This window comes from Azospirillum canadense (assembly GCF_025961225.1).
In the GTDB taxonomy this organism is placed as follows: Bacteria; Pseudomonadota; Alphaproteobacteria; order Azospirillales; family Azospirillaceae; genus Azospirillum; species Azospirillum canadense.
Map to the genome: position 1 here is coordinate 1,293,376 of NZ_JAOQNG010000010.1, position 23,058 is coordinate 1,316,433.

Annotated in this window: 21 protein-coding genes; 13 read left to right on the forward strand and 8 right to left on the reverse strand. The window is 69.8% G+C overall.

The window, feature by feature from the left end; all coding sequences use genetic code 11:
• Positions 1–279: 279 nt before the first annotated feature.
• Entirely contained in the window at positions 280–564 is a 285-nt protein-coding gene (locus M2351_RS41775) for a hypothetical protein (RefSeq protein WP_264661848.1), read from the forward strand.
• Here the strand turns inward: M2351_RS41775 and M2351_RS41780 are convergent.
• The 3 genes from M2351_RS41780 to M2351_RS41790 form a co-directional block, all read right to left on the reverse strand.
• Positions 521–1,966: a sensor histidine kinase gene (locus M2351_RS41780; protein WP_264661849.1), complete on the reverse strand. Its 1,446-nt coding sequence runs from the start codon at positions 1,964–1,966 to the stop codon at positions 521–523. The two genes, M2351_RS41775 and M2351_RS41780, sit on opposite strands and share 44 nt — an antisense overlap.
• The gene (locus tag M2351_RS41785; RefSeq protein ID WP_264661850.1) at positions 1,963–3,048 is read right to left on the reverse strand and encodes a TAXI family TRAP transporter solute-binding subunit; all 1,086 of its coding nucleotides are present in this window, start codon (positions 3,046–3,048) and stop codon (positions 1,963–1,965) included. Before M2351_RS41785 ends, M2351_RS41780 begins: the two co-directional genes overlap by 4 nt.
• Positions 3,049–3,156: 108 nt before the next feature.
• Positions 3,157–5,772, reverse strand: coding sequence for a DUF3772 domain-containing protein (locus tag M2351_RS41790; RefSeq protein WP_264661851.1), 2,616 nt, complete (start codon positions 5,770–5,772; stop codon positions 3,157–3,159).
• A 373-nt stretch (positions 5,773–6,145) separates the two neighbouring features.
• Here M2351_RS41790 and M2351_RS41795 point away from each other — a divergent pair, with 373 nt between their 5' ends.
• Positions 6,146–6,295, forward strand: coding sequence for a hypothetical protein (locus M2351_RS41795; protein WP_264661852.1), 150 nt, complete (start codon positions 6,146–6,148; stop codon positions 6,293–6,295).
• 378 nt (positions 6,296–6,673) lie between these two features.
• Here the strand turns inward: M2351_RS41795 and M2351_RS41800 are convergent, their stop codons facing one another.
• Positions 6,674–6,877: a hypothetical protein gene (locus tag M2351_RS41800; protein ID WP_264661853.1), complete on the reverse strand. Its 204-nt coding sequence runs from the start codon at positions 6,875–6,877 to the stop codon at positions 6,674–6,676.
• A 192-nt stretch (positions 6,878–7,069) separates the two neighbouring features.
• Between M2351_RS41800 and M2351_RS41805 the strand changes: the two genes are divergently transcribed.
• From M2351_RS41805 to M2351_RS41815, 3 genes are all read left to right on the forward strand, one after another.
• Positions 7,070–7,264 carry a hypothetical protein gene (locus M2351_RS41805; RefSeq protein ID WP_264662442.1) on the forward strand — a complete coding sequence of 65 codons (195 nt, stop codon included), beginning with the start codon at positions 7,070–7,072 and terminating at the stop codon, positions 7,262–7,264.
• Between the two features lie 93 nt (positions 7,265–7,357).
• Positions 7,358–7,678, forward strand: a complete 321-nt coding sequence (locus tag M2351_RS41810) for a hypothetical protein (RefSeq protein WP_264661854.1) — start codon at positions 7,358–7,360, stop codon at positions 7,676–7,678.
• 43 nt (positions 7,679–7,721) lie between these two features.
• Entirely contained in the window at positions 7,722–9,845 is a 2,124-nt protein-coding gene (locus M2351_RS41815; RefSeq protein WP_264661855.1) for a hypothetical protein, read from the forward strand.
• 50 nt (positions 9,846–9,895) lie between these two features.
• Here M2351_RS41815 and M2351_RS41820 read toward each other — a convergent pair whose 3' ends face one another.
• From M2351_RS41820 to M2351_RS41835, 4 genes are all read right to left on the reverse strand, one after another.
• Positions 9,896–11,368: a sodium:proton antiporter gene (locus M2351_RS41820; protein WP_264661856.1), complete on the reverse strand. Its 1,473-nt coding sequence runs from the start codon at positions 11,366–11,368 to the stop codon at positions 9,896–9,898.
• 72 nt (positions 11,369–11,440) lie between these two features.
• Complete coding sequence (locus tag M2351_RS41825) at positions 11,441–11,833, reverse strand: DUF1850 domain-containing protein (protein WP_264661857.1); 393 nt, start codon at positions 11,831–11,833, stop codon at positions 11,441–11,443.
• Complete coding sequence (locus M2351_RS41830) at positions 11,830–13,953, reverse strand: TRAP transporter permease (RefSeq protein WP_264661858.1); 2,124 nt, start codon at positions 13,951–13,953, stop codon at positions 11,830–11,832. Before M2351_RS41830 ends, M2351_RS41825 begins: the two co-directional genes overlap by 4 nt.
• Before the next feature lie 20 nt (positions 13,954–13,973).
• Entirely contained in the window at positions 13,974–14,924 is a 951-nt protein-coding gene (locus M2351_RS41835; RefSeq protein ID WP_264661859.1) for a TAXI family TRAP transporter solute-binding subunit, read from the reverse strand.
• A gap of 291 nt (positions 14,925–15,215) precedes the next feature.
• On the opposite strand from M2351_RS41835, the gene M2351_RS41840 reads away from it, so the two are divergent.
• From M2351_RS41840 to M2351_RS41875, 8 genes are all read left to right on the forward strand, one after another.
• A complete protein-coding gene (locus tag M2351_RS41840) occupies positions 15,216–15,740 on the forward strand; it encodes a hypothetical protein (RefSeq protein WP_264661860.1) in 525 nt (174 codons plus the stop codon).
• A gap of 187 nt (positions 15,741–15,927) precedes the next feature.
• A complete protein-coding gene (locus M2351_RS41845) occupies positions 15,928–16,425 on the forward strand; it encodes a (2Fe-2S)-binding protein (RefSeq protein WP_264661861.1) in 498 nt (165 codons plus the stop codon).
• Positions 16,426–16,490: 65 nt separating this feature from the next.
• The gene (locus M2351_RS41850; protein WP_264661862.1) at positions 16,491–18,881 is read left to right on the forward strand and encodes a xanthine dehydrogenase family protein molybdopterin-binding subunit; all 2,391 of its coding nucleotides are present in this window, start codon (positions 16,491–16,493) and stop codon (positions 18,879–18,881) included.
• Between the two features lie 25 nt (positions 18,882–18,906).
• Positions 18,907–19,701, forward strand: coding sequence for an FAD binding domain-containing protein (locus tag M2351_RS41855; protein ID WP_264661863.1), 795 nt, complete (start codon positions 18,907–18,909; stop codon positions 19,699–19,701).
• A gap of 163 nt (positions 19,702–19,864) precedes the next feature.
• Positions 19,865–20,788 carry an AAA family ATPase gene (locus M2351_RS41860; RefSeq protein WP_264661864.1) on the forward strand — a complete coding sequence of 308 codons (924 nt, stop codon included), beginning with the start codon at positions 19,865–19,867 and terminating at the stop codon, positions 20,786–20,788.
• Position 20,789: 1 nt separating this feature from the next.
• Positions 20,790–22,007 carry a vWA domain-containing protein gene (locus M2351_RS41865; RefSeq protein WP_264661865.1) on the forward strand — a complete coding sequence of 406 codons (1,218 nt, stop codon included), beginning with the start codon at positions 20,790–20,792 and terminating at the stop codon, positions 22,005–22,007.
• 21 nt (positions 22,008–22,028) lie between these two features.
• Positions 22,029–22,343, forward strand: a complete 315-nt coding sequence (locus tag M2351_RS41870) for an XdhC family protein (RefSeq protein WP_209768795.1) — start codon at positions 22,029–22,031, stop codon at positions 22,341–22,343.
• The gene (locus M2351_RS41875; protein ID WP_264661866.1) at positions 22,340–23,053 is read left to right on the forward strand and encodes an XdhC family protein; all 714 of its coding nucleotides are present in this window, start codon (positions 22,340–22,342) and stop codon (positions 23,051–23,053) included. Before M2351_RS41870 ends, M2351_RS41875 begins: the two co-directional genes overlap by 4 nt.
• Positions 23,054–23,058: the final 5 nt, after the last annotated feature.

The following is a 23,058-nucleotide window of genomic DNA, read 5'->3' on the forward strand; positions in this document are numbered from 1 at the left end:
CTATTGGGAAGCCCCCTCCTTCAAGGGATCCGCGTTCTTTGCCTAAATTTTAGGCACACCGGAAATCGGCAACAATCAAGGATTTTCGTGGGGTCGCAGCCGATTGCTTAGATCCCGAAGTGACAAAACGGTGTCAATGCCGGAGTCAAGCGAAGGATGCTTCACCCTGTGAACAACTCCGCTTGACAGGAGTGATGTGCGCCGTCAGGCGGTACGGTGGTGACGGGACGGGCGGCTGTCCATGCCCTGCGAGAAGGTGTCCCGGCGGGGGAGATCCCGATGGTCCGCCGGCTTGCGGACGGGCGGGCGTTGCGGCATCCTGCCGGCATGTTCACGGTCAGCGAATCCGAAGCCGAAGCGATCCGCCGCGCCTTCCACGAACGCGGCGAATGGGCCGCCGTCGTGGAACTGCGGCGGCTGTTCCCGGTGTTCAGCAACAACCCCGAAGCCCTGCGTTGCGTCCGCGCCATCGCCGGCTGGTCGCCGCTGCCCGAGGCGGCGGAACCCCCGGCAGAGAAGGTCACCGCACTGCGGCGGCGGCGTAAACCGGAAGATCAACGCTGACCGTCGTGCCGGCCCCGGCGCGGCTGGCGATGCGCAGCACGCCGCCGTGCAGTTCCACCAGCGACCGCGCCAGCGGCAGGCCGAGCCCGGTGCCCTCGTAGCGGCGCTGCAGCCCGTTGTCGATCTGCTCGAAGGGGCGCAGCACGGCGTCGATCCGGTCTTCCGGAATGCCGATCCCGGTGTCCACCACCTCCAGCGTCACGTAGCCGCCGCGGATGCGGTGCGCGCCGACGCGCACGGTGCCGCCGGGCAGGGTGAACTTGACGGCGTTGCTCACGAGGTTCAGCAGGATCTGGCGCAGGGCGCGCTCGTCGCCGTTCACCGGCGTTGGGCCGCCGGGCATGTCCTCGGCCAGCGTCACCCCGCCTTCCCGGGCGCGGGGCGCCAGGGTGCGCAGGGTGGCCCGGACCACCGCGCCGAGGTCCACCGCCTCCCGCTCCAGCACGTAGCGGCCGGCCTCCACCTTCGCGAGGTCGAGCACGTCGTTGACGATGGACAGCAGGTGCGCGCCGCTGTCGTGGATGTCCGCCCCGTATTCCAGATAGCTCGCGTCGCCCAACGGGCCGTGCGCCTGATCGCGAATCATCGCCGAGAAGCCGATGATCGCATTCAGCGGCGTGCGCAGCTCGTGGCTCATGCCCGCCAGGAAATGGCTCTTGGCGACGCTGGCGCGTTCGGCCGCGTCGCGCGCGTCCTCCAGCGCGCGGGCGACCCGGCGCCGGTCGGCCAGCGCGCGCAGCACCAGTTGGATCGACAGCACCGCCAAGGCCGCCACCAGCACCAGGATGCCGACCATGCCGTCCTGGAAGCGGTCCAGCGCCGCCCCCTGCCCCTTCAGCACGCGGACCGCGCGGTCCTGCGCGGAGTCCAGCAGCGGCACGACGTCGAGGATGGCGTCATTGACCCGCCGGTCGCACAGGCGCAGCACCAGGGGCGACATCGGCGGCAGGCCGTGGATCCCCGATTCGAGCCAGCCGCGCACGTCGATCAGCACCGGGTTGACGATGGCGTGCACCGCGGACGCGCCGACCATGTCGTCGAAGGCGTGGCTGCTGCGCATGCGGGACAGCCAGGATTCCGCCGCAGCCACATGTTCCAGGATGTGCGGAACGTTGAGGTTGATCCCGCCGTCGACGACCCGCCCGCCCAGGCGCGCCGTCCGCAGGTCGAGCAGGAGCCGCTCCAGCGCGTTGCTGAGGCCGGCGATCTCCCGCTCCTGCTCCATCACGGCGACCGGCAGGCCGGCCCGCACCGTGCGCAGGGTCGTCTGCACATAGCCGACGACCCCGACCGACAGGGAGATCACCACGGCGACCAGCATGAAGGCGACGGCGCGGCTGGACCCGGCCTTGTCCTCCGCTCCGGACGCGGCGCCCTGCTCGCCGAACGGCGCCTTCCTCATCGGATCAGCCCCTGCTCGCGGTAGAAGCGCTCGGCGCCGGGGTGCAGCGGGATGGAGATGCCGTCAAGCGCGCGCTCCGGCCGGATCTGCGCGCCCTTGGGGTGACCCTTCGCCAGGATGCCGAGCGTGCGGTCCGACCACAGGGCGCGCGTCAGCCGGTAGACCAACGCGTCGTCCAGGTCGGCGCGCACCAGCAGCTGCGCCCCGACGGCGATGGTCGGCGTGTCCGGCACGCCGGGGTAGGTGCCGGCGGGAATGACCATCCGGCTGTAGAAGGGCAGCCGCCCAAGCAGCCCGTCCACCTCCGGCCCGTCGATGGGGACGAGCGCAATGGGTTGGCGGCCGGCCTTGGGGCCGCCCTTCTGATCAATGTCCTGCCCGGCCTCCTGCAGGATCGCCATGGGGGCGCCGGCGACGATGAAGAAGGCGTCGAGCATTCCGTCCCGCATGCGCGCCAGCGCGAAGTCGGGCTTCACGAACTCCGGCTTGAAGTCGCGTTCCGACAGGCCGTAGGCGGTCAGCAGCTCGCGTACGTCGCCAAGCGTGCCCGAGCCGGGCTCGTCCAGCGACACGCGCTGGCCGCCCAGGTCGGCGACCGACCGGATCCCCGCCGCGGGGCGGGCGACCAGATGCAGGCTTTCCCGGTAGAGTGTGGCAACGGCGCGCAGGGAGGCGGCGGGGGCGGCGCCCTGGAACCGTCCGGTGCCGCGGTAGGCCCATTCCGCGATGTTGGACTGGGCCAGCGCCATCTCCACCTGCCCGCGCTGCATCGCCTCAACATTCGCGACGGACCCGTTGGAGGTCTGCGACACGATCAGCAGATCCGACGTCCGGATGCGGGACGCTCCCCCTCCGCCACCGGGCGCCGACCCGCCCAAGACAGTCAGCGCATCGGCGATCAGGGCGCCGATCGGGTGGTAGGTGCCGCCGACACCGCCGGTGGCCAGGCGCAGGACCTGCGGCTCCGCCGGTGCAGGGGCGTGCGCGGACGCGGCGGTCACGCCCGCCGACGCGAGCAGGACCAACGCCACGAACGCCATCAACGCCAAGGACCCCCACCAGAACCGGACAAGCCCGCGCACCCGCTCCTCCCGATGTTGCAGTTTCGCGACAAGCGTTAATGACCAAGCGTGAACGTATGGTTAGGATCGCGCCAAACGAATAGCCGGGGGGGACGGCCGGCGATCCCGTCAGGAAACCGCCTTCGGCTCCTTTTCGTTCAGGGGCACGACGTTGCCGGCGCCGGACACCACCTCCAGCAGCGGGCCGGCGGATACCCGATCGGCCAGCAGGGTTTCCAGCATCGCCTCGACCTTCGGCATGTGGACGACGCGCTGGTCGAAGGGCATCTGGACGCTCTGGGCGCGGAACTGCTCGATGATGCGCATGCGCAGCTCGTTGCGTACCGGCAGGATGTGCTCGGTGTTGGCGACGAAGGCGCGCAGTTCGAATTCCAGCCCGCTCGGCCCGAAGTCGCGGAACATCACCACCGGTTCCGGGCTGCGCAGCACCAGATTGTGGCCGAGCGCGATCTTCAGCAGAAGCGCGTCGACCAGCCGGACGTCCGAGTCGTAGGTCACGCGGACCTTGATCTCGATGCGGGTGGTCTTGTCCTTCAGCGTCCAGTTCACCACCGCCTTGGAGATGAACTCCGAGTTCGGGATGATGACGGAAGCGCGCTGGAAGGTCTGGATCTCCGTCGCGCGCACGCTGATGCGGCGCACCGTGCCCTCCAACCCGTTCACCACCACCCAGTCGCCGACCTTCACCGGTCGCTCCACCAGCATGATCAGGCCGGAGATGAAGTTGCTGACCACGTTCTGCAGGCCGAAACCGATGCCGACCGACAGCGCGCTGGCGATCATGGCGAGGCTGGACAGGTCGAGCCCCAGCGACCCCACCGACATCAGCACCGCCATGGTGGTGCCGAGATAGCCGACGCCGGTGCGGATGGAGTTGCGCACGCCCTCGTCGATGGCGACGCGGCGCAGCACCCGCTCGTCCAGCTGGCGCTGCACGAAGCGGGTCACCGTGACCACCACGCCCAGCACCAGGAAGGCCGACATGATGTCGCCCGGCACGATGCGGACGCCGCCCACCGTAACGCCGCCAAGGAAGCCGTCGGCCACGCCCTTCATCTCGGTCACGGTCATGCCGGTCAGCGGCAGCACGAAGAAGGACGCGACGGCGAGCAGGCCGAGGTCGATCACCGCGCGGCCGGCGTGGCCGACCAGGCGCCGGCCGCGGTCGGTGACGACGACCATGTCGCGCACCTCCGCCATCTGGCCGCTTTCGCGCTCCAGCACCACGCACAACAGCTCGCGCAGAACGCCGCGCGCCACCAGCAGGACGCCGCCGATGATGATCGTCGTCAGCATCAGCTTCGATGCGTAGACCGCCAGCGTCAGGTAACCGGCGGCGGAGGCGGCGAGCGACAGCAGCGCCACCGCGCCGATCAGCAGGCGCAGGCGCAGCCAGACGACGCGCGGCTTGGCCGGCTCCGCGGGCGGAAGCGTGACGTCCGGAGCGTCGGGAGGACAGCCGCAGTCGGCCTCCGCCGGCGCCTCCGCCGCGGCGATCCACAGCCGGTGGGGCAGCAGCGACAGCAGCGACACGGCGATCAGCACCATCGTCCCGAAGCCGACGACCGCGCGCATCTCCGGCGGGGTGAACAGGCCTTCCGACAGGCCGATGCCCGTGCCGGCCAGCGCCAGCCCCACGGCGGCGAGCACGATCCGGCGCACCAGCCGGCGGGCGCTGGCCGGGTCGAGGTCGGCCAGCTGCCAGGCGGGATGGTCGGGCGCCAGCGTCGCGCGCGCCACGCCGGTCACCAGGAAGAAGGCGGTCAGGCCGCCGGACACGCCGAGGATCAGGGTGGTCAGCGGCCCCGCGTCGTACACGTCGCGCAGCAGCCCGACCAGCGAGCCGGACAGCGCCACCGTCGGCACCACCGGCATCAGGCAGCGGGCGACGGCTTCCACCGCCATGGCCACGACGCGCTGGCGGTAGCCGGGCCGCTCCGCCGTTTCGCCCAGAGCCTCGCCGGGCATGTCACGGTGGCCATAGCGGCGCAGCAGGGCCCGGCGCACCGGCCAGGCGATGAAGAACAGGAAGGCCGCCAGGATGCCGAGCCCGAGGAAGCGTTCCCGCCACTCGCCCTCGTCCAGCACAATGGTGAAGGCGCGGGTCACGCGCTCCTGCATGTAGGCGACCTGCTCCGGCAGGGCGGCCCAGACGCTGGGCAATAGCGGCACAGGTCCGCGCTTGACCAGCTGCTCGGTCAGCTGGGTCATGCGCTGATCGGCGGCGGTGCGCAGAAGGATGTCGACGCGGGTGACGATCAAGTCCGCCTGCTTGCCGCGCCCCTCCAGCTCCGCGATGGTCTGGGTCAGGCGCTTGCGCTCCGCGGCGACGCCGGCTTCCTCCGCCGGGGCATCCTGGGCCGGCGGCGGCCCCAGCGCGTCGAGCATCCGCTGCGCGGTTTCGCGCGAGGCCGCGGCCGCGGCGCCGCCCTCCCGCGCGTCGTGCTGCACCTTGGTCAGGTCGGCGCGCAGGGCCTCGTATTCCGTGTTCACCAAGTCGCCTACGGCAACCCGGTTCGCCGCCTTGTTGAGCGCGTCCTGCCACTGCCCCAGGCGCGCCTTGAAGTCCGCGGCCTCCGACGGGGCCGGGGCGGCCGGCTGGGCCTGCGCGGCGGCGGGCACGAGGGCGGGCGCCAGCTCAGCGGACAGCGGCAGGCTGGACAGCAGCGCGCCCACGACCAGGGCGGGCAGGATGCGGCGGAGGAGGCGGGCGTGGGCGAACATGGCGGTCCGGAGTCTCTCGTCTGCGGGATCGGCGCTGGCGGATCGGCCCTGGCGGATCGGCGCTGAGAGGCGGCGTCCGGACCGGCGCCGGTCAACTCCTACCCTGTCCCGGTCGGCGGCAAAAGGGCTGACCGGCGTGTCACCGCGATGTGACAGGACCACTGTCCCAAAGAGCGCCGAAAGTCCCGGACGGTTCGACGCCCTTCCGGTGTCATTATGGAGATTGGCGGAGGGCCACCCATCCAAAAGGTATAGGCGACAGTTCTACTGAGGATTGGTCATGGCATCAGCCTGCGGATTGGTGGTAGTAGAACGATGTCTCTGCACCACGTCCGCTCCCAACATGACCGGTTTGACCGATATTGACCGAACCTTGCTCCGCACGGCTCTGAAAGCGGCCAAGCGTCACGACGCACCATCCGTCGGCATGCCGACGGCCACGCTGGAACGCCTGCTGGCCTATCTGGCCGTCCTGGAAGGCCACCAAACCCAGGCCTCCGCCGGCGAGAACGGTTCGGACTGATCCGGTCCCGCCTTCGCGGGAAACAATGGGGGTCCGCCCGCGAGTGCATATTGCGATATGCATGCGGACCTTGTGACAACACCGCTGTGGCGCAACCTTTGCTCGACGCCACAGGACCAAAGCATTAATGCTTTAGGGCCTGATCATTTTGAGAGACCTTAGCGGTGTGCCGGTTTGCGACCAACGATTGCGGCTTTGCCTGCCGCGCCATACAACGTGTGCGTGCCCACAGCCGCGGTCCCGTGGGTCTTGACGCGCGCGCCTACCTGATCAGGGTCGAGCGCCGGCTGATGCAATTCCATTGCAGCGCCCCCGGCGGCGCGGCGGCGCTCGATGCGGAGCACGCCGCCGAATGATCTATGCCGAATGATTGCGGCTTCAGGACCGCCGGTCGGCCGGGACATCGCGGGGATCATCCCCACGGCCGGAACGGCCGCCGGGGTCCGTCGCGCGGTCGTCGGACGCTTCCTCCCGTTCCCGCTGGCGCTGCCACTTGTCGAACTGCTCCGGGTCGGTGACGAGGTCGATGACGGACGGCTTCTGGGTGCGGCTGTCGTGGTTGTCTGGGCGGTTGGCTGGCATGGACGCCTCCATGGTTGCTTACCCCCTTTAACAATCGAAACGCCCGGATGCCCCGCGCGGTCCGGCACGCGGTCCACATCGCCCCGGACCGTCCGGTTTTTGACACAGCACGGGCGCCGTCAAACGCATAGCCTGCTTGGACAAGCAAGCACTTCGGGGGGCAACATGCTGCGGTTGGGAACGCGCGTGAGAATGGCGGGCCAGGATGGGCTCGTCGTCGCCCGTACCCTGGCCGGCACCCCGGCCTACGACCTGCGGCTTGCCGACGGCCGCGTCGTGAAATACGCTGCGGAAACGGATTTCGAGGTGGTCGAACCGGGCGACGCCCCGCGCGGCGCACGCCCGTCGTCGTCTCCGAACTCGTCCTCAGACCGCCCCCGCGACTGACGCCGGCAACCGCCGCTGTCCGCAAAGCCGCTCGGGCAACGCCCGGCGCTGCGCGCACTTTCCCCCGATTCCGAAACAGACACGCGACGTCCGATGACCCGTGACGACTTCCCCTTTTCGCTCCAGCCCTACGCGACGCCGGACGGCGGCGATGCCACCGCGGACGTCGAGGGGTGGAGCCTTGTCCTGTTCCGCGCCGCGGACGAGGCGGAGCGCGCCTGGTTCCGCGACCACGGCTTCACCATGCAAGGCCGTGTCTGGATCCGCAAGGCCCCCCCGGCCCGCAAGCCCGACCCAGCGCCCACGACCTCCGATGAGCCTGCGGCTGGCAAGCCGGATGCCCCGACGGAGTCATCGGCGGCACCGGACGCCGACCCCGCGCCAGCCGGCCCGACGCCCGGCGTCGCCGCCTGACCACCCCACCCCTGGGTGGCGACGCCAACGACCGTGATCTCCCATGCCCGACTGCATCGATTCCGACCGACTGGAGCCTGAGCCTTCCTCCGGCCCCGCAATCATCGCCCCGCCCGCGCCAACCCCTGACGCCAGTGATCGCGGCCTGACCGCCGCCCATGCGGAGGTGCTGCTGCGCCTGCGCCGCGCCGCGGCCGGCAACACGCGGCCGGAGGACGGGGTGGAGCTGCTGGGCGCCGTGCGCCGCAGCGTGACGGTCGGGGCGCTGCTGACGCTGAGCATCGACTGGACCACCGAGGTGGAGATCCGCACCGGCGCGGAGATGATCCGGTCGGCCATCCACTGCCGCAACGCCGCCGAGCTGAACGCCACGCTGGCCCGCGAACTGGACGCGGAGACCTCCTCGCTGGAAACCGCCCACCGGCTGGCCACGCTGATCGGCTCGCCCGACGCAGCGGCCGCGGAGGGGGAGGAGCTTCCGGCCATCGCCGCGCTGCGCGGCCCCTATTACCTGCACGAGCCCTGCGCGCGGTGCAGCGGCGGCGGCGTGCGCGCCTGCACCGGCCCGGACTGCCGCGGCGGCAAGGTGAAGTGCGACCACGGGGACCACTCCGATCCGGCGTCCTGCGAGACCTGCGGCGGGCGCGGTGGCCTGCGCTGCCCGGTCTGCACCGGCAACGGCGTGGTGGTGTGCGAGGAGTGCGGCGGGGTCGGCCAGTTCACCCACATCCACCGCCCGCGCCTGACCGCCCGCCCGTCGCGCGGCTTCGCCGTGCCGCCGGAGGCCCCGGCCGTGGTGCGCACGGTGCTGGAGGCGGTGGGCATCGACCGCTTCGACACGGTGGCCGAGGCCGAGCCGCTGAGCGTCCGCCATTCCGGGACCCAGCTTCTGTACGAACGGCGCGGCGTCGTGCCGGTGGTCACCCTGTCTTGCGCCTGCGGTGCCGTGCCGTTCGACGTGGAGACGGTGGGGCCGGACGCGCTGGTGCCCGCCATGCCGCCCTTCCTCGACGCGGCGCTGGCGCCGGTCCTGGCCCGCCTCCGCGCGGCCACAGGCCCGGAGGCCTTCGCCGTGGCCGGCGCCTTCCGCCTGACCGGGATGGTCGCCGACGCCGTCCGCGCCGGACGGGAGCCGGATGTGGACGGCATCGTCGCCGCCCATGAGGGCTGCGTCAGCCCCGCCTTCGTCGCCGAGGTCGCGGCCGCCCTCCAGACGCGCTTCGCCGAGACCGGCCGCGCCGCCGTGGCGCGCTGCTGGATCGCCGGTGCCGGAGCGCTGGCGCTCGTCCTTCTGCTGGTCGGGGCCGTGGACCTGCCGGCGCTGCTGACCGGCGCCACGGCGGAGGATCCGGCGCCGCTGCCGCTGCGGCTCGCTTGGGACCTGGGCGTGCCGGTCCTGGCCGGGCTGGGGCTGTGGCTGGCGGTCGGCGGGCTGCTGCGCCGAGCGCTCGACCTCGCGCTCGGCGGCGTGACGCGGGCGATTCCGCAGGGGGTCTGGCCGGCCGGCGTTCTGGGTTCCGCGGCGGTGCTGCTGGTCGGGCTGCTGACCGTCTGGCACGGCGCGCCGGGGGCGAGCCGCCTGCGCCACACGCTCGACCTCACCGCCATTGCCGAGGCGCGGGCGCCGCTGCCGATGCCCCACATGCCCAGCGCGTCGGAGCGGGTCATGGCCGCGCAGCGCGCGCTGGCCCGGCTCGGCCGCTACGACGGCGCCATCGACGGCAAGATGGGCGAGGCGACCAAGGCCGGCCTCGCCAGCCTGTCGACCCTGACCGACGCGGGGGATGTCGACGCGAACGCCGACTCCCTGGACCTCGCCGTCGCCATCGCCGCGGACCGCGTCGCGGTGAATGTGCAGACCCCCGACCTGCTGATCGGCAAGGGCTGGAGCAACGCCACGCGCCTGCGCGTGACGCCGGATGACCAAGCGGTGATCGCCGGGGCCTTCCTCAGCGCGCTGGCCGCACCGGGGTCGGGCAAGGACTGGTCGTCGGGCGACGGCAGCCGGTCCGGGCGGATCACGGTCACGGGCCGCGTCGAGGATCCCAAGGACAAGCGCCGCCTGTGCTTCGGCTTCACCCACGTGGTGACCACCCCCGCCGGCCGCGACGCCGGCGTGCCCCTGACCGCCTGCCGAACGGACGGCCGCTGGATGCTGGAGGAGTAGAGGTTTTCTGCCCCTCTCCCTGCGGAGCAGGGAGAGGGAGAATTCGCGGCCTACCGGAAGAACACCCAGGTCACCACGACGAACAGCGGCACCAGGATGCCGCAGGACCAGAGCATGTAGCCGAAGAAGCTGGGCATCTTCACGCCGCGCTCCTCCGCGATGGCCTTGACCATGAAGTTGGGCGCGTTGCCGATGTAGCTGTTGGCGCCCATGAACACCGCACCGGCGGAAATCGCCGTCAGCGTCACGGCAAGGTCCTTCATCAGCACCTGCGGCTCGCCGCCGGCCGTGTTGAAGAAGATCAGGTAGGTCGGCGCGTTGTCGAGGAAGCTCGACAGGATGCCGGCGGCCCAGAAATAGGCGGCGGGAACCGGCTGCCCGTTGTCGTTCACCGCGGCGATGATGGCGCCGAGCGCGCCTTCGGTGCCCGCGCGCAGGATGGCGATGGCCGGGATGATGGTCAGGAAGATCGCCGCGAACAGCTTCGCCACCTCCACAATCGGGCCCCAAGTGAAGGCGTTCAGGCGGCGGCTGTGCGCGCTGGTCAGCTTCAGCGACAGGCCGGTGATCAGCAGCAGAAGCGCTTGGCTGACGATCGTCTCCAGCGGCACATGGACGTGGAAGACCGTGACCCCGGCGTCCGGGTGCCACACGCCGCTGAGCAGCACCGCACCGACGATGGCGACCAGCAGCAGAAGGTTCACCGCCCCTTCGATCCGCACCGGCTCCCGTTCGTGCACGCCTTCGATCAGCGGGTGCTTGCCGGGGTCCTTGGTGTGCAGGTAGAGGTCCAGCGCGAAGTACATCGCCAGCAGGCAGACCGACACCAGCGCCATCGGTCCGATCAGGTGGACCGTCGGCCAGAAGAAGTCCACCCCCTTCAGGAAGCCCAGGAACAGCGGCGGATCGCCGAGCGGCGTCAGGGAGCCGCCAACGTTCGACACCAGGAAGATGAAGAAGACCACCGTGTGGACCTTGTGCCGCCGGTGCTCATTCGCGCGCAGCAGCGGGCGGATCAGCAGCATGGAGGCGCCGGTCGTGCCCATCACGCTGGCCAGCGCCGTGCCCAGCGCCAGTCCGACCGTGTTCGCCATCGGCGTTCCCACCAGCGACCCGGCGATGCGCACGCCGCCGGCCACGGTGAACAGCGCGGTCAGCAGCACGATGAAGGGGATGTATTCGAGCAGTGCCGTGTGCAGCAGCTCGAATGCCGCAAGGTCGACGCCGAACAGCGCGGCGAAGGGCACGATGAAGGCCAGCGCCCAGCCCGCGGCGATCTTGCCGAAATGGTGGTGCCAGATGTTCGGCGTCAGCAGCGGCAGAAGCGCAATGGACAGCAGGATCCCGGCGAAGGGAACGACCCAGACTGCCCCAAGCTCCCGCCCATCGAGGTGCGGCGCGCCCGCCGCCTCCGCGGCCAGGGCGAGCTGCGGCAGCCCGGCGACCGCGAGCGCCGACAGGACGGCCAGGGGGCGGGACAGGCGGCTGGACAGGTGGTGGGAAGGCAGGCAGGCGTTTGTCATCACAAGGCGATTCGGCTGTCGTTGAGGGGGCGGAGTATGCGTCGCACGACAGCTGAAGCCAAGCCGGAACGGCTACGGGCATACCCGTAATTCCAGGGGGCCGGGGGTGGCCCCGCCGGTCGCCCCTTTGATCCAGCCGTGCAGCGGCCGGCAGTCGTCCCCGGCGCACAGGGTGTGGTCGGCGGTGAAAGTGGAGGCGGCGAGGACGATCCGCTCCTGTGGGTCCAGACGGGGCGTCCAGACGAACCAACCCCCGACAAGGCGGGCGTCCGGCGGCGGCTCCATGCCGGCGCCGGTGCCCTTGACGCGAGCCTCCGCCAAGCGAAGGCGGTCGCCGCTGATGGTCCAGGACTCCCGCCACTCCGTCTTCTCGATGGAGTGGGTCCAGGACAGGGTGAAGGACGGCCCCGGCAGGGCGGCCAGGACCGCCCCGCCGAGGACCGCGATACAGAGCGACGCGCTCACGACGCCGGGCGCGTGATCACCGGGGCCGACCGCGCGCGGTGGCGCTGCCACAGCAGGAACAGGCCGGTCAGCACGAAGGCCACCTCGTCCGTCCAGGATATGGACAGGACGAACAGCAACGCGATCGCGGCGGCGAGAATCCGCTCCGGCCAGGTCAAGGGCGCCCAGAAGTAGCCGATGGCCGCCCCGCCCCACAGGCCGATGGCCAAGCACGCCTTCACCACCACGTAGGCGATAGCGACGACGCTGTCGGACTGGAGCATCAGCGCCGGGTCGTAGACCCACATGAAGGGCACCACGAAGCCGGCGAGCGCGATCTTGGTGGCGATCCAGCCGATCTCCATATGGTCGGCCCGGCAGATGGACGAGGCCGCCAGCGCCGCCAGCGCCACCGGCGGCGTCAGGTCGGCCATCACGCCGAAGTAGAAGACGAACATGTGCGAGACGATCAGCGGCACGCCCATCAGCTTCAGGGCCGGCGCGGTGATGGCCGCCATGACGATGTAGGTCGCCGTGGTCGGCAGGCCGGTGCCCAGCACGATGCTGGCGACCATGGTCAGCACCAGCGCCAGGAAGATGTTGCCCTGGGAGAAGTCCACCACCAGCGTCGCGAAGCTGGAAGCGAGGCCGGTCAGCTGAAGCATGCCGATCATCACGCCGACCAGCGCGCAGGCGACGCCGACGCCGACCGCGTTCTTGGCCCCATCGGCCAGCGCCTTCACCAGCAGCCCGGCCGACAGCCGCCCGTCGCGGAAGGTCAGGCAGGCGAGCGCCAACCCGCCGACCAGCAGGGCCGCCATATGCTCCGTCCGCAGGCCGGCGCTCCACAGGCCGGCCGCGACGAGGCCCAGCGCGACCCAGAAGACCACGCGCAGCACCATCGGCCCGATGCGCAGGACCAACTGCGTGCCGAGGATCATGCCGGCCGTCGCCGCCAGCCCGATCACCCCGGCGAACAGCGGCGTGAAGCCGGCGAACAGCAGGTAGACGAGTGCGGCCAGCGGCAGCACGAGGTACCAGCCCTCCTTCAGCGCCTTCACGACGCTGGGGCATTCGGACTCCGGCAGGCCGCGCAGGCCACGCATCCCCGCCTCCAGATGCACCATCCAGAAGGCGCTGCCGAAATAGAGGATGGCCGGGATGATCGCGGCGATGGCGATGTCGCTGTATGGGACGCCGATCGTCTCCGCCATGATGAAGGCGGCGGCCCCCATCACCGGCGGCATCAGCTGCCCGCCCATGCTGGCCGTCGCCTCGACGGCACCGGCGAAGGCCGGGCGGTAGCCGAAGCGCATCATCAGCGGGATGGTGAACTGGCCGGTGGTCAGCACGTTGGCGATGCCGGACCCGTTGATCATCCCCATGAAGCCGGAGGAGACCACGGCCACCTTGGCCGGCCCGCCCTTCGCCCGCCCGACGAGGCCGAGCGACACGTCGTTGAACAGCTGCACCATGCCGGCGCGCTCCAGGAAGGCGCCCAGCAGGATGAACAGGAAGATGTAGGTGGAGGACACGAAGGTCGGCGTGCCGTAGATGCCCTCCGTCGACAGGAACAGGTTATCGATCACCTGGTCGATGTCGTAGCCGCGGTGCCCCAGCCCGAAGGGCAGCCAGCGGCCGAACAGCGCGTAGGGGACGAAGACCGCGCACATGATCGGCAGCGTCAGCCCCATGATGCGCCGCGCCGCCTCGAACACCAGCGCCACCTCCAGCGCGCCGACGATCAGGTCGACGGTGTTGGGGTCGCCGGAACGCTGGATCAGGTCGGCCTCGAACCACCAATGGTAGAGGCCGAAGGCGAAGCCGGCGACGCCGAACAGCCAGTCGTACCAGGGCACGGTCCGCCGCTCCTCCTCGCGGAAGCCGAACAGCGCGAAGGCCATCAGCAGCAGGAAGCCGACGTGGATCGACCGCACCACCAGGCTGGACAGCGGGTTGAAGGCGGCCGTCCAGATCTGGAAGACCGAGAACAGCACGGCGATGACGAAGACCGCCTTGCCGGCTGCCCCCTCGAACGCCATCGCCGTGGAGGGATTCTCGCGGTCGATGGCCTGGCGGATCATCTGCGCGTCCGCGTCGCGCTCGGCAGCGGTCATGGGGGTGGTCGTGGGAGCAGTCATGGCAGGCCCTCGCCCGTCGCTCACATCAGGCCCTTTTCCTTGTAGAACTTGGCGGCCCCGGGGTGCAGCGGAACCGGCGACTGCAGCGTCGTGGCGTCGAGCTTGATCTGCTTGGCGGCGACGTGGGCGGCGGCCAGCGCGTCCATGTTCTCGAACAGCGACTTGGTCATGGCGTAGGCGGCGTCGTCCGACACGCCGGAATGGGTGACCAGCAGGTTGCGCACCGCCGCGGTCGGCACCGCCTCCGCCTGGCCGGCGTAGGAGTTGGCCGGGATCGTCTCCGCGATGTAGGCGGCGTCGCCCACCTTCTGGATCACGTCCGCCGGCACCGACACGATGGTGATGTCCTGCGAGGTGGCGAGGTCCTTGATCGCCGCCACGCCCAGCCCAGCGGAGATCAGCGTCGCGTCCAGCTGCCGGTTCTTGATCAGGTCGACCGATTCGGCGAAGGGCAGATACTCGGTCTTGGCGAAATCCTTGTAGGTCAGGCCAGCGGCGCCGAAGATGGCGCGGGCGTTCAGCTCCGTCCCCGACTTCGGCGCGCCGACGGAAATGCGCTTGCCCTTTAGGTCGGCCAGCGTCTTAACGCCGGATTCCTTGCTCGCCACGATCTGGATGTAGTTGGGGTAGATCGCGGCGATGGTGCGCAGCTTGTCCAGCTTGGACTTGAAGCCGGCCTCCTCGTCGCCCTTCCAGGCCTGGCCCAGCGAGTCGCCCAGCGTGAAGGCGATTTCTCCCCGGCCGGCCTGCAGCAGGTTCAGGTTCTCCACCGACGCCTTGGTCGCCTGCACGGTGACCTTCGCCCCCGGAATCGCCTTGCCGTAGATGCTGGAGAGCGCCACGCCCAGCGGGTAGTAGACGCCGCTGGTGCCGCCGGTCAGCACGGTGATGTACTGCTCCGCCTTGGCCGGCATGGCGACGGCGACGCAAACACCAAGCGCTGCCCCGAGCGTGACCAGGAATCGCTTCATTTTATGACCTCCCACCCGATTGTTTATTGAGCGCTCAGTTCAGCGCGAGATTGTTCGTAACACTAACCTGATGCGGTGGGGCGCGCCAGTCCGTAGGAACCGCAGGGTGCCTGCCGCGTGCCGCCTTTCCCGAGCAACCAGCGCAAGCGGGATGAGACGCATTGCAATTATAAGGTGTATTATCAAAACGCAATCATCCTTATGATGGTGCTCGGCTGGAGGCGGCCCGTCCGATGGACGCGCGGCCATCACCGGCACTTGCTCCACACCAAATTCATAAGGAAAACCACAATGCTCGTGTATGTCGGCATGGATGGCGACAAGGCGGATGAGCGCGGCGCCAAGCTGAAGGCCCTGAAGACCATTTTCAACGAACCCGCGGACGCGCGCGCCCTCAACATGCTGAGTGGCACCGACCTGGCGACGACCAACCAGAACCGCGGCAAGAACCTGGTCGTCAACTCGCACGGCAATGACAACACCTTCGCCGACAAGTCGGCGAAGCAGTTCTACGCCGACCTGGTCGCCAAGGGCTTCTCGGCCCAGTCCTTCGAGAAGATCTACCTGATCGCCTGTTCCGTGGGCGTGCAGGCCCAGGACAACTCGATCGTGCGCAACTTCGCCCGCGACCTGTTCACCATCTTCCAGCAGAACGGCGTGACGGCGAAGATCTATGCGCCGCGCGGCGTCGTCACCTACAAGGTCCACACCGAGAACAAGCTGGGCCAGTCCTTCTACGTGGTCGACAGCATCGTCGTCGCCACGAAGGAGCGCGAGTACCCGCTGATGGAAGGTCTCCTGCTGCAGACCGTCTAACGACGGCTCTCCCAGCCGCCTTCGGTCCGGACGGCCCGTGCCCCGCGCACGGGCCGTTGGCCGTTCCGGAGTCCACTCCTTTCGGCGAAGGACGAAACGGCGCCTTGACCCGGACGGGTTCTGGCCCTCTATCCTTATGCTAGCCACGACCTAACGGGCCGACAGACATAAGCAGGGAGGGCAACGTATGCCGTGCACCGTATCCATGACCGTCAACGGCAAGGCGGTCTCGCGCGAGGTCGAGGAGCGGACCCTTCTGGTCACGTTCCTGCGCGACCATCTGGGCATGACCGGCACCCACGTCGGGTGCGACACCAGCCAGTGCGGCGCCTGCGTCGTGCATGTGGACGGCCGGTCGGTCAAGTCCTGCACCATCCTGGCGGCCCAGGCCAACGGCGCCAGCATCACCACCATCGAAGGGCTGGCTGCCGCCGACGGCACGCTGCACCCGATGCAGGCGGCCTTCCGCGAGCATCACGGCCTGCAATGCGGCTTCTGCACGCCGGGCATGGTGATGAGCGCGATCGATCTGGTGAAGGACAACCCCACCCCGACGGAGCAGGACGTCCGCGAAGGGCTGGAGGGGAACATCTGCCGCTGCACCGGCTACCACAACATCGTCAAGGCGGTGCTGGCAGGGGCCGAGGCCATGCAGGGCGGGTCGGTGAAGGCGGCCGCGGAATAAGAAGAACAATCGCGGTGGCCCCAGTTCCGGAATGACAGTCCGGCAATAACGGGAGGAATTGAGAGATGGCGAACCCCAACGGCATCGGCGCGTCCGTGCGCCGGCGCGAGGATGCGCGCTTTCTGACCGGGCGCGGCACCTACACCGACGACATCAGCCGACCCAACCAGACCCACGCGGTCTTCGTCCGCTCCCCCTACGCCCACGCCCGCATCCGCGGCATCGACGCCGGCGAGGCCACGAAGGCCCCGGGCGTCGTCGCCGTGCTGACCGGCGCCGACATGGAGGCCGACAAGGTCGGCAGCCTGCCCTGCGGCTGGCAGATCCACTCCAAGGACGGCTCCCCCATGAAGGAGCCGCCGCACTTCCCCATCGCCCGCGACCGCGCGCGCTATGTCGGCGACGCGGTCGCCGTGGTCATCGCCGAGACGCGCGAGCAGGCCAAGGACGCGGCCGAACTGGTCATGGTCGACTATGAGGAACTGCCGGCGGCGGTCACCTCGGTGAAGGCGCTGGACGGCGCGGCCCCGCAGGTGCACGACGACGTGACCGGCAATCTATGCTTCGACTGGCACTTGGGCGACGCGGCGGCGGTGGACGCGGCCTTCGCGCAGGCGGCGCACGTGGCGAAGCTCGACCTCGTCAACCAGCGCCTCATCCCCAACGCCATGGAGCCGCGGGCGGCGCTGGGCGAGTACGACCGGGCCACCGGCGAGCACACGCTGACCACCACCAGCCAGAACCCGCACGTCATCCGCCTGCTGATGGGCGCCTTCGTGCTGGGCATCCCGGAGCACAAGCTGCGCGTCGTGGCGCCGGACGTCGGCGGCGGATTCGGCTCGAAGATCTTCCATTACGGCGAGGAGGCCGTGGTCACCTGGGCGGCGAAAAAGGTCGGCCGGCCGGTGAAGTGGACGGCGGAGCGGTCCGAAAGTTTCCTGACCGACGCGCACGGCCGCGACCATGTCAGCCACGCGGAGCTGGCGCTGGACCAGGACGGCAACTTCCTGGCGCTGCGCGTCGCCACCATCGCGAACATGGGCGCCTATCTGTCCACCTTCGCGCCGTCGATCCCGACCTACCTCTACGCCACGCTGCTGGCCGGCCAATACAAGACCCCGGCAATCTACGCGGAGGTGAAGGCCGTCTTCACCAACACCGCCCCCGTCGACGCCTATCGCGGCGCCGGCCGGCCGGAGGCCTGCTACCTGATCGAGCGGCTGGTGGAGGTCGCAGCGGCTGAGACCGGCATCGACAAGGCGGAGATCCGGCGGCGCAACTTCGTCCCGGCCAGCGCCATGCCCTACCAGACGCCGGTCGCCTTGCAGTACGACACCGGCGACTTCGCCAAGAACCTGGACATCGCGCTGCCCATGGTCGACTACGCCGGCTTCGCGGCGCGCAAGGCGGAATCCGCCCGGAAAGGCAAGCTGCGCGGCATCGGCTTCGCCACCTACATCGAGGCCTGCGGCATCGCCCCCAGCAACGTCGCCGGCGCGCTCGGCGCGCGGGCGGGCCTGTATGAATCGGCGGAGGTGCGCTTCCACCCCACGGGATCGGTCACCGTCTTCACCGGCTCGCACAGCCACGGGCAGGGGCACGAGACGACCTTCGCGCAGCTGGTGGCCGAGCGCTTCGGCGTGCCGATCGAGAATGTGGAGATCGTGCACGGCGACACAAGCAAGATCCCCTTCGGCATGGGCACCTACGGATCGCGGTCCCTCGCGGTCGGCGGGTCGGCCATCGTGAAGGCGATGGACAAGGTGGAGCGCAAGGCCAAGAAGATCGCCGCCCACATGCTGGAAGCGGCGGAGACCGACATCGAGGTAAAGGACGGCCGCTTCGTCGTCGCCGGCACCGACAAGGCGCTGAGCATCGGCGACATCGCGCTCCAGGCCTACGTCCCGCACAACTTTCCACTGGACGAGCTGGAGCCGGGGCTGGACGAGCAGGCCTTCTACGACCCGAAGAACTTCACCTACCCCAACGGCTGCCACGTCTGCGAGGTGGAGATCGACCCGGAGACCGGCGTCGTGGAGGTGGTGAACTTCGCCGCCGTGGACGATTTCGGCCGCGTCATCAACCCGCTGATCGTCGAGGGGCAGGTGCACGGCGGCCTCGTCCAGGGCATCGGGCAGGCGCTCTACGAGAACTGCGTCTACGACGAGGAATCGGGGCAGCTCATCACCGGCTCCTACATGGACTATTGCATGCCGCGGGCGGACGACGTGCCGTCCTTCGCCGTGCAGTACCACGAGGACCAGCCCTGCACCCACAACCCGCTGGGCGTGAAGGGCTGCGGCGAGGCCGGGACCATCGGCGCCTCGGCCGCCGTCATGAACGCGGTGGTGCACGCCCTGTCCGACCTGGGCGTCACCCACATGGACATGCCCGCCACGCCGGAGCGGGTCTGGCAGGTCATCCAGCGGCACAGCCACGCGCAAGCGGCCGAGTGAGGCCGTCGGAGAAGGAGAAGAACGGATGTACGAGTTCACCTATCACCGTCCCACGTCCCTCGCCGACGCCGCCGCGATGCTCGGCAGGTCGGAGGAGGCGAAGCTGCTCGGCGGCGGGCAGACCCTGCTGCCGACGCTGAAGCAGCGGCTCGCCCGCCCGTCGGACCTGATCGACCTCGGCCAGATCGCGGAGCTGAAGGGCATCCGGGAGGAGGGCGGCGGCCTGATGATCGGCGCCTTCACCCGACACGCGGAGGTCGCCCACTCCGACCTCGTCCGCCGCGTCATCCCGTCGCTGGCCGACCTGGCGGAGGGCATCGGCGACCGGCAGGTGCGCAACATGGGCACGCTCGGCGGGTCCATCTGCAACGCCGACCCGTCGGCCGACTACCCCTCGGCCGTGGTGGCGCTGAAGGCCACGGTGAAGACCGACCGGCGGGAGATCGCGGGCGACGACTTCTTCACCGGCATGTTCGAAACGGCGCTGGAGCCGGGCGAGATCGTCACGTCGGTCACCTTTCAGAAGCCGGACAAGGCCGCCTACGCCAAGTTCCGCAATCCGGCCAGCCGCTACGCCATCGTCGGCGTGTTCGTCGCCCGGTTCGGGAGCGAGGTGCGCGTCGCGGTGACCGGCGCCGGCCCGTCGGTGTTCCGCGCGACGGACATGGAAACGGCGCTGGCCGGCAACATCAGCCCCGACGCCCTGAACGGGATCAAGGTCGCCGCCGACGGCCTGAACGCCGACATCCACGCCAGCGCGGAATACCGCGCGCACTTGGTGACGGTGATGGCGAAGCGGGCGGTGGTGGCCTGCGGGTAACGAACGCCAAAATCCCCTCTCCCGCCCCCGGCGGGAGAGGGTTAGGGTGAGGGCAAGGTCGTCCCGAGAAACCAAGCCCTCACCCTCCCACGGCTGCGCCGTGGGTCCCTCCCTCTCCCAGCGGGGCTGGGCGAGGGGTTGAAGACCGCCGCACGTGAGTTCCATGCCCAACACCCTCCCCACCTCCGTCGATGCCACGCTGGAGACGCTTCAGCGCGGGAACTACGTCGCCGACCGGTCGCTGGCGACGGCGCTCTACCTTGCGCTGAAGCTGCGGCGCCCGCTGTTCCTGGAGGGCGAGGCCGGCGTCGGCAAGACCGAGATCGCCAAGGTGCTGTCCGCCACGTTGGGGCGCCGGCTGCTGCGGCTGCAATGCTACGAGGGACTGGACGTCGCCGCGGCGGTCTATGAGTGGAACTACGCCCGGCAGATGATGGAAATCCGGCTGGCCGAGGCGTCGGGCGACCGCGACCGGGACACGCTGGGCGCGGACATCTTCTCCGAACGGTTCCTCATCAAGCGCCCCCTGCTCCAGGCTCTGGAGCCCGACCTTGCCGGCGCGCCCGTCCTGCTGATCGACGAGCTGGACCGCACCGACGAGCCGTTCGAGGCCTACCTGCTGGAGGTGCTGTCCGACTTCCAGGTCTCGATCCCGGAGTTCGGCACCATCCGCGCGCCGGAGCCGCCCATCGTCATCCTGACCTCCAACCGCACGCGCGAGATCCACGACGCGCTGAAGCGCCGCTGCTTCTACCACTGGGTCGATTACCCGACCGCGGAGCGGGAGCGCGCCATCCTGGCGGTGAAGGCGCCGCAGGCCGACGCGCGGCTGTCGGCGCAGGTGGTCGGCTTCGTGCAGAGCTTGCGCGGCATGGACCTGTACAAGGCGCCGGGCGTTGCGGAGACGCTGGACTGGGCGCAGGCTCTGGTCGAGTTGAACCAGCTGGAGCTGGAACCGGCAGTGATCAACGACACGCTGGGCACGCTGCTGAAGTACCAGGACGACATCGCCCGCATCCAGGGCAGCGAGGCCGCGCGCATCCTGGCCCAGGTGAAGACGGAACTCGCCGCGACCACGGCACGCTAGAATGGAAGGCGGGCTCGCCATCAACCTCATGCACTTCGCGCGCGCCTTGCGCGCCGCGGGGCTGCCGGTCGGGCCGGGGAAGCTGCTCCAGGCCGTGGAGGCGGTGGAGGCGGTCGGGGTCGGCAGCCGGGCGGACTTCTACTGGGCGCTGCACGCGGTCTTCGTCAACCGGCGCGACCAGCGGGAGGTGTTCGACCAGGCGTTCCACGTCTTCTGGCGCAACCCGGACATCCTGAAGCGGATGATGGGGCTGATGCTGCCCACCGTCCGCACGGAGGCGCATGAGGACCGCAACGCCATGTCCCGCCGCGTCGCCGACGCGCTGCGCGGCACAGCACCAGAGGCCGAAGGGCCGGAGAAGACGGAGATCGAGGTGGACGCCGCCTTCACCGTCTCCGCCCAGGAACGGTTGCAGGAGAAGGACTTCGAGAAGATGTCCGCCGCGGAGATGGCGGACGCCAAGCAGATGCTCGCCCGCATCGCCCTGCCGGTGGCGGAGGCGGCGACGCGGCGTTTCCGCACCGACCCGCGTGGGGAGCGCATCGACCCGCGCGCCACGCTGCGCCGCATGCTGCGCTCCGGCGGGGACCTGGGGGATCTCGCGCGGCGCAAGCGGCGCACCCGGCCGCCGCCGCTGGTCGTGCTGTGCGACATCTCCGGCTCCATGACCCGCTATTCGCGGATGCTGCTGCATTTCATGCACGCGGTCAGCAACGACCGCGACCGGGTCCACAGCTTCGTCTTCGGGACCCGCCTGACCAACATCACCCGCCACCTGCGGCACAAGGACGTGGACGTGGCGCTGGACGCCATCTCCGCCGCGGTGGAGGACTGGTCGGGCGGCACGCGCATCGGCACGGCGCTGCACGCCTTCAACCGCACCTGGGCGCGCCGCGTGCTGGGCCAGGGCGCCGTCGTGCTGCTCATCACCGACGGGCTGGACAGGGATGCGGGGGAAGGGCTTGCGGCGGAGGCCGAACGGCTGCACAAGAGCTGCCGCCGCCTGGTCTGGCTGAACCCCCTGTTGCGCTGGGAAGGTTTCGCACCAAGATCAAGCGGTATCCGGGCCCTGTTGCCGCACGTCGACGACTTCCGCCCGGTCCACAACCTGAACAGCCTGGCCGGGCTGGCCGACGCGCTGAACCGCGAGGGACCCCGCCGGGCGCATGGGCTGCGCAAATGGCTCGATCAGGCCAAGCCGGATCAGGCCAAACGATAGGCGCCGCGTGAAGGAGGCCACATGACGGACGACATTCTCCAGCAGGCCGCGAGCTGGCGCGCGGACGGGCGCAAGGTGGCCATCGCGACGGTGGTGTCCACCTGGGGCTCCTCGCCCCGCCCGGTGGGCAGCCAGATGGCCGTGGACGACAGCGGATCCATGATCGGCTCCGTGTCCGGCGGCTGCATCGAGGGCGCCGTGGTGGACGAGGCGCGCAAGGCCATGGCCGACGGGGAACCGCGCCTGATGTCCTTCGGCGTCAGCAACGAGTTGGCCTGGGAAGTCGGGCTTGCCTGCGGCGGCAAGGTGCAGGTCTACGTCGAGGCGGTGGAATGAAGACCGACCTGCTCGGCCGGCTGCTGGCCGCCAAGGACGCCAACACCCCCGTCGCCCTGGTCACCGACCTGACCAGCGGGCTCCAGACGCTGGTCTTCGAGGACGCGATCCACGGTTCCTTCGGGCTGGAGGACGAACAGCTGGCCGAGGTGCGGGAACGCCTGCGCCAGGACCGCTCCGGCCTGATCGGCGATCTGGACGACGAGGACAGCCCGCGCCTGTTCGTCCACGCCCACAACCCGCCGCTGCGGCTGCTGATCGTCGGCGCGGTGCACATCGCCCAGCCGCTGGCGCCCATCGCCGCGTTGACCGGCTACGCCGTCACGGTCATCGACCCGCGCGGCTCCTTCGCGACCGCGGAGCGTTTCCCCGGCGTCGCCCTGGTCGATGCCTGGCCGGATGAGGCGCTGGCCGAGCTGAAAATCGACACGCGTACCGCCGTGGTGACGCTGACCCACGACCCGAAGCTGGACGATCCGGCGCTGATGGCCGCGCTGCGCTCCCCCGCCTTCTACGTCGGCTCGCTGGGCAGCAAGCGCACCCACGCCAAGCGGATGGAGCGGCTGACGCAGGAAGGCCTGACCGCGGACGAGCTGGCCCGGCTGCACGCGCCCGTCGGGCTCGACATCGGCGCGGTCACGCCGGCCGAGATCGCGATTTCCGTGATGGCGCAGATCACCGCCGTGCGCCGCAAGAACCGCACGGCGTAAGGTGT

Coding starts and splice junctions, on each gene's coding strand:
- M2351_RS41775 (WP_264661848.1), top strand. CDS start 280: ATGGTCCGCCGGCTTGCGGACGGGCGGGCGTTGCGGCATCCTGCCGGC.
- M2351_RS41780 (WP_264661849.1), bottom strand. CDS start 1,966: ATGAGGAAGGCGCCGTTCGGCGAGCAGGGCGCCGCGTCCGGAGCGGAG.
- M2351_RS41790 (WP_264661851.1), bottom strand. CDS start 5,772: ATGTTCGCCCACGCCCGCCTCCTCCGCCGCATCCTGCCCGCCCTGGTC.
- M2351_RS41800 (WP_264661853.1), bottom strand. CDS start 6,877: ATGCCAGCCAACCGCCCAGACAACCACGACAGCCGCACCCAGAAGCCG.
- M2351_RS41805 (WP_264662442.1), top strand. CDS start 7,070: ATGGCGGGCCAGGATGGGCTCGTCGTCGCCCGTACCCTGGCCGGCACC.
- M2351_RS41810 (WP_264661854.1), top strand. CDS start 7,358: ATGACCCGTGACGACTTCCCCTTTTCGCTCCAGCCCTACGCGACGCCG.
- M2351_RS41815 (WP_264661855.1), top strand. CDS start 7,722: ATGCCCGACTGCATCGATTCCGACCGACTGGAGCCTGAGCCTTCCTCC.
- M2351_RS41820 (WP_264661856.1), bottom strand. CDS start 11,368: ATGACAAACGCCTGCCTGCCTTCCCACCACCTGTCCAGCCGCCTGTCC.
- M2351_RS41830 (WP_264661858.1), bottom strand. CDS start 13,953: ATGACTGCTCCCACGACCACCCCCATGACCGCTGCCGAGCGCGACGCG.
- M2351_RS41835 (WP_264661859.1), bottom strand. CDS start 14,924: ATGAAGCGATTCCTGGTCACGCTCGGGGCAGCGCTTGGTGTTTGCGTC.
- M2351_RS41840 (WP_264661860.1), top strand. CDS start 15,216: ATGCTCGTGTATGTCGGCATGGATGGCGACAAGGCGGATGAGCGCGGC.
- M2351_RS41845 (WP_264661861.1), top strand. CDS start 15,928: ATGCCGTGCACCGTATCCATGACCGTCAACGGCAAGGCGGTCTCGCGC.
- M2351_RS41850 (WP_264661862.1), top strand. CDS start 16,491: ATGGCGAACCCCAACGGCATCGGCGCGTCCGTGCGCCGGCGCGAGGAT.
- M2351_RS41855 (WP_264661863.1), top strand. CDS start 18,907: ATGTACGAGTTCACCTATCACCGTCCCACGTCCCTCGCCGACGCCGCC.
- M2351_RS41860 (WP_264661864.1), top strand. CDS start 19,865: ATGCCCAACACCCTCCCCACCTCCGTCGATGCCACGCTGGAGACGCTT.
- M2351_RS41865 (WP_264661865.1), top strand. CDS start 20,790: ATGGAAGGCGGGCTCGCCATCAACCTCATGCACTTCGCGCGCGCCTTG.
- M2351_RS41870 (WP_209768795.1), top strand. CDS start 22,029: ATGACGGACGACATTCTCCAGCAGGCCGCGAGCTGGCGCGCGGACGGG.
- M2351_RS41875 (WP_264661866.1), top strand. CDS start 22,340: ATGAAGACCGACCTGCTCGGCCGGCTGCTGGCCGCCAAGGACGCCAAC.